Origin of the sequence: Pseudomonas sp. URMO17WK12:I11 (assembly GCF_007677725.1) — a bacterium.
Classification (GTDB): Bacteria; Pseudomonadota; Gammaproteobacteria; order Pseudomonadales; family Pseudomonadaceae; genus Aquipseudomonas.
Genome location: NZ_VEDF01000011.1, coordinates 125,774 through 133,077, shown reverse-complemented (window position 1 = coordinate 133,077; position 7,304 = coordinate 125,774). Strand labels below are relative to the sequence as shown.

General features: G+C 64.4%; 7 protein-coding genes. 3 read left to right on the top strand and 4 right to left on the bottom strand.

What is annotated here, in order from left to right; all coding sequences use genetic code 11:
- Positions 1-217: 217 nt before the first annotated feature.
- From FS665_RS19780 to FS665_RS19765, 4 genes are all read right to left on the bottom strand, one after another.
- Positions 218-1,168 (bottom strand): 2-hydroxyacid dehydrogenase, encoded by a 951-nt coding sequence (locus FS665_RS19780; RefSeq protein WP_145192349.1) that lies wholly within the window; start codon positions 1,166-1,168, stop codon positions 218-220.
- A gap of 24 nt (positions 1,169-1,192) precedes the next feature.
- Positions 1,193-1,951 (bottom strand): SDR family oxidoreductase, encoded by a 759-nt coding sequence (locus FS665_RS19775; protein ID WP_145192346.1) that lies wholly within the window; start codon positions 1,949-1,951, stop codon positions 1,193-1,195.
- Between the two features lie 15 nt (positions 1,952-1,966).
- Positions 1,967-2,677 (bottom strand): fumarylacetoacetate hydrolase family protein, encoded by a 711-nt coding sequence (locus tag FS665_RS19770; protein WP_145192343.1) that lies wholly within the window; start codon positions 2,675-2,677, stop codon positions 1,967-1,969.
- Between the two features lie 115 nt (positions 2,678-2,792).
- Positions 2,793-4,133, bottom strand: a complete 1,341-nt coding sequence (locus tag FS665_RS19765; protein WP_145192340.1) for an MFS transporter — start codon at positions 4,131-4,133, stop codon at positions 2,793-2,795.
- A gap of 293 nt (positions 4,134-4,426) precedes the next feature.
- Between FS665_RS19765 and FS665_RS19760 the strand changes: the two genes are divergently transcribed.
- From FS665_RS19760 to FS665_RS19750, 3 genes are all read left to right on the top strand, one after another.
- Entirely contained in the window at positions 4,427-5,356 is a 930-nt protein-coding gene (locus tag FS665_RS19760; RefSeq protein ID WP_145192337.1) for a helix-turn-helix transcriptional regulator, read from the top strand.
- A gap of 10 nt (positions 5,357-5,366) precedes the next feature.
- Positions 5,367-6,299 carry a pca operon transcription factor PcaQ gene (gene pcaQ, locus FS665_RS19755; protein ID WP_145192333.1) on the top strand — a complete coding sequence of 311 codons (933 nt, stop codon included), beginning with the start codon at positions 5,367-5,369 and terminating at the stop codon, positions 6,297-6,299.
- Between the two features lie 159 nt (positions 6,300-6,458).
- Positions 6,459-7,232, top strand: a complete 774-nt coding sequence (locus FS665_RS19750; protein WP_145192330.1) for an FKBP-type peptidyl-prolyl cis-trans isomerase — start codon at positions 6,459-6,461, stop codon at positions 7,230-7,232.
- Positions 7,233-7,304: the final 72 nt, after the last annotated feature.

Here is a 7,304-nt window from a genome sequence, read left to right as displayed (position 1 = left end):
CAGGCCTTGCAGCGGTGCAAGGGCAGGGAAGACTCGGCCACGGCGATGGCGATGCGTTCGGAGATGTTCATGGGCGGACCTCGGGCGGAACGCCGGCCCTAGCCGCCTTCCGCCCCATCGGTTAGCGTTGCAACTGAAGCTGCGACGCTACCAAGGAACCCATTCTCCGGGCAGTTTGGCCCTTCCTAAACTGATGTAGGAGCTTTCCTTTCGTCCATCACCGCACCAGGCCTTGAGGTGTTTTCCCGGCAAACACATCGACCAGGCTGGCCACCACCATCTCGCCCATGCGCGTGCGGGTCTGCAGCGTGGCGCTGGCCCGATGCGGTTGCAACACCACGTCCTCACGCTCGAACAGCGCCTCGGGCGCGCGCGGCTCATCGGCAAACACGTCCAGTGCCGCGCCAGCGATTTCCCCGGCTTGCAAGGCGGCGAGCAACGCCGGCTCATCGACCAGCTTGCCGCGCGCGATATTGATCAGGTAACCCTCAGGCCCAAGCGCTTGCAGCACCTCGCGGGTCACCAGCGCCTCGCCTTTGTCGGCGGCGGCCGCCAAGATCAACGCATCGCAATCCCTGGCCAGTTGCAGCAAGTCCGCTTCGAAGGTGTAGGGCACCTCCAGCGCCTGCAGGTCGGTGTAGTGAATCGGGCACCCGAACGCTGCTGCGCGCTGGGCCACGGCGCGGCCGACCCGGCCCATGCCGACGATGCCCACACGCATGCCCGACACTTGCCGCGCCAGTGGTAGCGGCGCCAGGGGCGTCGGGCTGGTCGCCCAAAGGCCGGCACGAACGAAGCGGTCGCCGCTGCAGATGCCCCGGCAGACGCTGATCAGCAGGCCCATGGCCAGGTCAGCGACATCTTCGGTGAGCGCGCCGATGGTGGCGGTGACCTGGATCCCGCGGTCGCGCGCATAGGCCAGGTCCACTGCATCGGTGCCCACGCCATTGACGGCTACCACTTCCAGCTTCGGCAGGCGCGCCATCAAGTCTTGGCTGATGCCGGTATGGCCACCGGTGACCACGCCACGGATGTGCGCGGCGTGCTCGCTGACGTAGGCCTCTTTGTCGGCTTGCTCGAAGTAGCGGTGCACCGTGAACAGGCTTTCCAGGCGCTCGCGGATGTGCGGGATGAGGATAGGGCTCAGTTGCAGGATGTGCGGTTTCATCGATCGATTCCTCGTAAATAGCGGTCAGCCACGGCCTACGAACGGCATGTTGCTGGCCATCACGGTCATGTTGAGTACGTTGGCGTCCAGCGGCAGCGCGGCGATGTAGCGCACGGCGTCGGCCACGTGGCGCACATCGAGCATTGGTTCGGCGGCGATCTCGCCATTGGCCTGGCGCACTCCACGGGTCATGCGTTCGGACAGCTCGGTCAGGGCATTGCCGATGTCCACCTGGCTGCACACGATGTTGAACGCGCGGCCGTCGAGCGCCAGCGCCTTGGTCAGGCCCAGCACCGCGTGCTTGCTCGCGGTGTACGGGGCAGTGAACGGGCGGGGGGTGTGCGCCGAGATCGAGCCGTTGTTGATGATGCGTCCACCCTGCGGCTGCTGGCGGCGCATCAGGCCAAAGGCGGCGCGCGCGCACAGGTACACGCCATCGACGTTGGTGGCCATGACGTTGCGCCAATGCTCCAAGGCCAGTTCGTCGACCGGCACGGCGGGCGCATTCACCCCAGCGTTGTTGAAGATCAGGTCGAGACGGCCATGCACCTCCTCGATCGTGGCGAACAGCTGCGCGACACTCTGTTCGTCACGCACGTCGGTGGGCACGGCAAGCGCTTCGCCACCCGCTGCGATGGCCTGTTCGGCCAGCGCTTGCAAAGGCTCCAGGCGCCGCCCGGCGAGCACCAGAGAGAAACCGTCGGCCAACAGGCCCAAGGCGACGGCGCGACCGATGCCGCTGCCAGCACCGGTGATCAAGGCGATTTTCTTGTTCGGGTTCATGAAAGCTCCAGGGAGTCAGGCGGCATTGGCGGCTTGCGCGGCGGGGCGGGGGCCGATGTGCACGTGCAATTCGCCGATAGCGTCGATGCCGGCGTGAATCGCATCGCCAGGCTTGAGCGGCGCCACGCCAGGTGGGCTGCCGGTCATGATCAGGTCACCGGGACGCAGCGGCAGTTGCCGCGACAAGCGGCTGATCACTTCGGCCAACGCCCAGGTCTGCTGGCTGAGCTCGGCACGCTGGCGCTCCTGGCCATTGACCTGCAACCACAGCGAGCCCTGCAACGGCCATGGACAGTCGCTGGCCGGCACGATCGCGGTCATCGGCGCCGAGGCCTCGAATACCTTGGCCGACTCCCATGGCAAGCCCTCGGCCTTGGCTTTGCGCTGGTGATCGCGACAGGTCAGGTCCAGGCCGACGGCGAAGCCGAACACATGCGTCAGGGCCTGCTCGGCGGCAATGTTGGCCCCGCCTGTGGCAATCGCTGCGACCAGTTCGATTTCATGGCAGAACTCGTCGCTGTGCGCTGGGTAGGGCAGCTCGCCCTGGGCGTGCACTACGTTGCTCGCCGGCTTCATGAAGAACACTGGCTCCTGTGGCGCCGGGCCGTAGGCTTGCGGCCAGGGGTAATTGCGCCCCAGGCAGAACACCCGGCCGACGGGAAAGCGCGCGGCGCTGCCAAGAATGGGCAGGCTGACGATCGCGGGCGGATTGAACAGGTAGGTCATGACTCGATCCTCCGAAGTGGAGTGGCCAGCGTAAACAGCCGCTGGCCGGCAAAGTTGGACGAATGCGGGGTGGGCTTGGACTATCCGGGTAACCTGCACTGGCCGATTGCACCGCCTACGCTGCGTTTTTGAGCTCGATCCGGTACAGCTTGCCGAGCAACAACGAGTACGACAGCGTGCCCATCAGCGCCACGCCACCGATGAACCAGAACGCCATGGCGAACGAACCACTGGCATGCACGATGGCGCCGATCACGATCGGGGTGACGATGCCGCCGATGTTGGCCGCCAGGCTGGTCACCCCCCCGGTCAGGCCGATCAGTTGCTTGGGTGCCACCTCCGAGACCGCCGCCCACGACGACGACGCGATCCCTTGGGCGAAGAAGGCCAGGGTCAGGATGGCGATGCACAGCACATTGGAGTCGGTGAAGTTCACCAGCACGATCGACATGCCCAGCATCGAACCCACCACCAGCGGCAACTTGCGCGCGAACGACAGCGTGTAGCCCTTGCGGATCAGCAAGTCCGAAACGATCCCTGCCAGCAGAATGCCCACGGTGGCGCCAATGAACGGCATCACCGCGAAGATGCCGACCTTGATCAGGGTCAGCTGACGCTCTTCGATCAGGTAGGTCGGGAACCAGGTAAGAAAGAAATACAGCGCCGAGGTGCTGGCGAATTTGCCCAGGCAAATCGCCCAGACCTGCCGATAGCGGAACAGCTCGGCCACCTGCCGCCAATCGAAGCGGGTGCGCTCCTGGCTGCTCTTGACCAGGCCGCCGCCATTTTCGATGTAGGCCAGTTCTTCCTTGCTGACTTTCTTGCAATTGAGCGGATCGCGGTAGAGGAACAGCCACACCACGCCGAACACGATGCCGACGATCCCGGTGCTGTAGAACACATGGCGCCAGTCATAGGTGGTGGCCAGCCACAGCAGGGCGCCAGTGAACAGCGCGGTGCCCAGGTACTGCCCGCACACATAGATGCTGCTGGCCATGCCGCGCTCGCGGGCAGGGAACCACACGGTCACCGCACGGCTGTTGGCCGGAAACGCCGGCGCTTCCATGGCGCCCACCGCCAGGCGCAGGCCGAACAGCGAGGCGAAGCCGCTGGCCAGGCCCTGGGCCACGGTCACCGCCGACCAGCTGATCAGCGAGACGCCATAGGTCAGCCGCGAACCGAAGCGGTCGGCGATGAAGCCGGCAGGCACCAAGGCCAGGGCATACGTCCAGGCGAACGCGGAGAAGATCAGGCCCATCTCGACCTTGTCCAAGCCCAGGTCCTTGGCCATGAACGGCGCTGCGATGGAGATGTTCACCCGGTCGACGTAGTTGATGATGGTCGCCACCAGCAGCAGCGACAGCATGAACCAGCGCCGGCGGGTGGGCAGGCGCTGGGCAGGGGCCGCGTCCAGCGCGTACGACGACGCGGCGCGGGGGGTAGGCGTGCTCGACATGAGTCGACCTCGTTTGTTGTTGTTGGTAGAGGTAGGGCTGCAGTCCCGCCTCTAAAGTGGTCGTACAACGTTGTGAATGCAATGGCCGGTTTAGACCGTTTTCTCCACAGCGGGCCATGTTGCGCTGCGCTGTCCAAAACATTCGCTGGCGAGGGTTTTTATATGTTTATAGGCGCAATACGCCGTGCTAGAGGCTTCGCCACGAATTAGGCTTGCGTCAGTTTTTGCAGACGGGGTTAAATTACAGAGTTTCGACATCGTACAACCTAGAGCCTGCATACCGGAGATTGCCCATGCCCCCCAAGCGCGAGGTCCCGACCTACGTCATGCAGCAGCGCAGCGAGCTGATGGACTTCTATATCCGCGACCAGCGTGGTCGTCCCGCCGAAACGGCACCTCACCGTCACGAGTACTTCCAGATCCAGATCAACCTCGGTGGCGATACGGTGCAGCACATTGGCAGCGTGCAGCGCCCGTTCAGGCGCAACACCCTGGCGTTCATCCTGCCCCATCGGCTGCATGTGATCCCGCATCCGCCGCACAGCGACTTCGTGGTGATCAACTTCTCCCAGACGTTCCTCCTGCCGCACCTGAGCTGCGATCCGATGGACCTGGAGGAGGTGTCGATCCTGCAGGCGCCGGAACTGTCGCCGTTTCGCTTTCAGGAGCATCTGGATTTCTGCCTGGACAGCGACGCGTTCGCCGAGGTCCAGCGGATCCTCGCGCGCATGCGCGAGCTGGACGCCAACCGCCGTTTTGGCACCCGGGAAATTCTCAAGGGCTTGCTCTTGCAACTGATTGGCCAGGTCTGTGGCTTGTACGCCGAGCCCCTGCGCGAACTCGCCGAAAGCAACGCCGCGCAGCTCAGCCGGCGGGCTGCATTGGGGCGCATGAGCGACTACCTGCGGCGGCATATCGACGACCCTGACCTGAGCCTGCAGAAAGTCGCGGCCGCCACCTACCTGTCACCCAGTTACCTGACCCACTGGCTGCGCAAGGAAATCGGCAAGAGTTTCAGCGAACTGGTGCTGGAGCGGCGCATGCATACCGCGCGCAACTACCTGCTCAATGGCAGCCGCCCGGTGGGGGAGGTGGCGCGGCTGTGCGGATTCGCCGACGAGGCGTATTTTTCCAGGCGTTTTCGCCAGATTCACGGCCTGCCGCCAGGGCAGTTCCGACGCCAGCAGCGCGACCCGGATACGCCGCAGGTGGCGATGCGTTAAGCTTGGCGGCATGAACCTCGACACCCGTATCAAGTACCGCCACCTGCTGTGTTTCCTGGAGATTGCCCGGCAAGGCAGCCTGGCCAAGGCTGCCGATACCTTGGCGATCAGTCAGCCGGCGATTTCCAAGACCCTCAAGGAACTCGAAGATCTGCTCGAGACGCGGCTGTTCGCGCGCAGTCGCCAGGGCGTCGAGTTGACCGCAGCCGGCACCCGCTTCATGCGTTATGCCGGGCCCAGCGTGCAGGCGCTGCGCGATGGCGTGAGCAGCCTGCGCAGCCAGGCCCGGGCGCCCTCGCAGGTGCGCATCGGCGTGTTGTCGACGGTCGAGGGGTTGTTGATGCCTGAGGTGCTGTGCCGCTTGCACCAACGCCATGAAGCGCTGGTGGTCAGCGTGGTGACCGGGGTCAGCGCGCAGTTGCTGGGGCAGTTGCACCTGGGCGAACTGGAACTGGTGGTTGGGCGCATGACCGACAGCCCGCAGATTCAGGGCCTGTCCTTCGAGCACCTGTACAGCGAATCGATGGCGGTGGTGGTGCGCCCCGCTCACCCGTTGCTGGCCAGCACTCCGGTGCCGCGGCAGGCGGTTGCCGCGTACCCGTTGGTGCTGCCGCCGCCAGGCACCACCATTCGCCAACACGCTGACAGCCTGTTCGTGCAGTGCGCGATCGAACTGCCGGCCCAGCGCCTGGAAACCCTTTCGCTGGCATTGAGCCGGCGTTACCTGTTGAGCAGCGATGCCCTGTGGGTGGCGCCGCGCGATGCCGTGCTGCTGGATTTGCGCCGGGGAGAGTTGGTCGAACTCGACCTGGGCGTGCGTGAGCCGGGTGGCTCGGTTGGCGTCTGCCGAAATGCGGCGTTGCCACACAGTGTGCCTGCCCAGTGGGTCAGCGAGGTGCTGCGCGAAGTGGCGACCGAGTACCGCGAAAGCCGCTACCCCTGAAACGCTTCAGGGGTGCAGCCGGCCTGCGCATGAACAAGCTTTCACCTACTGAACTTCCTTACCAAAAGCCGCTCCTATGCCGGTAGCCATTGGTGATGGCCGCTGCTAAGCTCGCGGCTTACCCTGATTGCCCTCATGGCGCATGAACAAGGAAATAGCATGAAACAACATCGTCTGGCGGCTGCGGTTGCCCTGGTAGGCCTGGTACTGGCTGGCTGTGATCAACAGACCAGCAGCCCCGAGCTGAAAACTCCGGCACAGAAAGCCTCCTACGGTATCGGCCTGAACATGGGCAAGAGCCTGGCTCAGGAAGGCATGGACGACCTTGATTCCAAAGCCGTCGCCCTCGGCATCGAAGATGCCGTTGGCAAGAAGGAACAGCGCATCAAGGATGAAGAGCTGGTCGAAGCCTTCACCGCCCTGCAGAAGCGCGCCGAGGAACGCCTGACCAAAGCCAGCGAAGAAGCGGCCAGCGCCGGCAAGAAATTCCTCGAGGAAAATGCCAAGAAGCCAGGCGTGGTCACCACCGCCTCCGGCCTGCAGTACCAAGTGGTGAAGAAGGCCGATGGCCCGCAGCCCAAGCCTACCGACGTAGTCACCGTTCATTACGAAGGCAAGCTCATCGACGGCAAGGTGTTCGACAGCTCGGTCGAGCGCGGCAGCCCAATCGATCTGCCCGTCAGCGGCGTCATTCCTGGCTGGGTCGAAGGCCTGCAGCTGATGCACGTTGGCGAGAAGTACAAGCTGTTCATCCCGGCTGAACTGGCCTACGGTGCCCAGAGCCCGAGCCCGCTGATCCCGGCCAACTCGGTTCTGGTGTTCGACCTTGAGCTGATCGCCATCAAAGATCCTGCGCAGCTGCAGGGCGGTGAAGCGCCTGAGGCTGCAGCACCAGAGGCGCAAGCGCCTGCAGACGCGCCTGCCCAGCAGTAAGCGCAAGCGTCGTCTCAACGCCCCGTCTCGACGGGGCGTTGTCGTTTCTGCGGCACTGCCTGCGAACCACGG

Excerpts from the sequence above, each read along its gene's own strand:
- pcaQ (WP_145192333.1), top strand. The coding sequence starts at position 5,367 with ATGAACCTCGACACCCGTATCAAGTACCGCCACCTGCTGTGTTTCCTG.
- FS665_RS19750 (WP_145192330.1), top strand. The coding sequence starts at position 6,459 with ATGAAACAACATCGTCTGGCGGCTGCGGTTGCCCTGGTAGGCCTGGTA.
- FS665_RS19775 (WP_145192346.1), bottom strand. The coding sequence starts at position 1,951 with ATGAACCCGAACAAGAAAATCGCCTTGATCACCGGTGCTGGCAGCGGC.
- FS665_RS19765 (WP_145192340.1), bottom strand. The coding sequence starts at position 4,133 with ATGTCGAGCACGCCTACCCCCCGCGCCGCGTCGTCGTACGCGCTGGAC.
- FS665_RS19780 (WP_145192349.1), bottom strand. The coding sequence starts at position 1,168 with ATGAAACCGCACATCCTGCAACTGAGCCCTATCCTCATCCCGCACATC.
- FS665_RS19760 (WP_145192337.1), top strand. The coding sequence starts at position 4,427 with ATGCCCCCCAAGCGCGAGGTCCCGACCTACGTCATGCAGCAGCGCAGC.
- FS665_RS19770 (WP_145192343.1), bottom strand. The coding sequence starts at position 2,677 with ATGACCTACCTGTTCAATCCGCCCGCGATCGTCAGCCTGCCCATTCTT.